This is a genomic window from Methylonatrum kenyense (assembly GCF_023195885.1).
In the GTDB taxonomy this organism is placed as follows: Bacteria; Pseudomonadota; Gammaproteobacteria; order Nitrococcales; family Aquisalimonadaceae; genus Methylonatrum; species Methylonatrum kenyense.
The window spans coordinates 1-1,097 of the sequence record NZ_JALPKO010000024.1 but is presented as its reverse complement, the minus strand read 5'-3'; the positions used below and the strand labels follow the sequence as shown (position 1 = coordinate 1,097).

Annotated in this window: 1 protein-coding gene; it reads right to left on the bottom strand. The window is 64.8% G+C overall.

Features of this window, described 5'->3' with window-relative positions:
• A partial coding sequence (locus M0534_RS13640; RefSeq protein WP_248568996.1) for an IS110 family RNA-guided transposase occupies positions 1–954 on the bottom strand: 954 nt, incomplete at its 3' end.
• Positions 955–1,097 lie beyond the last annotated feature (143 nt).

The following is a 1,097-nucleotide window of genomic DNA, read 5'->3' as shown; positions in this document are numbered from 1 at the left end:
CGTCTGTGACTTGAGCACGCCGAAGGCGATGTGCAGGAGCTTGCGCATGGCCGCACCGATCGCGGCCATCTTGGCCTTGCCGCGTTTGAGCAGACGCTGGTACTGGTGACGGACGTCCGGATTGTGCTGCGTGGCCACCACGGCGGCCATGTAGAGCGTCTGACGGAACCGCGCCGGGCCGGCCTTGGATAACCGTGGCTGCGCATGCACCGAGCTGCCGGACTCCCGGTGCACCGGCACCAGGCCATGGAACGCAGCCGCCTGGCGTGCGGTGAGGAAGGCGCGACTGCGCAGGGTGGCGATCATCGACGCCGACAGCACGCGACCGACACCGGGGATGCTCTCGAGCAGTGTGCGGTCCTGCTTCAGGTGCGTGTTCGCGTTGAAGTGATCATCGATCTGGCGCTGCAGCCGGCGATGTTCCTCCTTGAGCGCACCAAGCACATTGCCGATGGATTCCTGCGCCAGGGCATCACCGTTGAACTGCGCCTTCTCCCGGCGGTTGTCCTCGCGCCGGATGTCGCGCTCAAGCGCCTCGAGCCGGTTGAGCAGGCGCTTGAGCGCGCGCACCTCCGGTGGCTCCGGCTGCCAGGGTTCGGGTGAGCGCTCGATGCCATAACGGGCCAGCATCATGCTGTCCTTGCGATCGGTCTTGTTGCGCACGCCCATGCCCTGGGCGTGATAACGCACCTGGGCCGGGTTCAGCACATAAACCTGCACACCGTGCTCGTGCAGCCAGTAGGCAAGCGGTTCGTGGTAAATACCGGTTGCCTCCAGATACACATGCAGCGCTTCCGGTGCCTCGCCGGTGTTGCGCTCCAGCCAGCGCAGCAGCTCCGGATAGCGCGCCGGGTCGTTGGTGAAGACCTTGGGCTTGACCTTGCCCGCTTCCAGATCACGGATCCACATGCAGTCGAGTTTGCGCTTGCTGACATCAATGCCGATGTGTGCCATCTCGTCCTCTCGCCTTGTCCGTACAGCCTCACCGGCCAACGGCCGGGGGCTTGGATACCGTTCAAACTTCGAGATGAGAAGGCCCCGGGGACCCATCTACGCCACAGGTTCATGACCTCAGGGTGCATGCGGGTTGCCCCGGG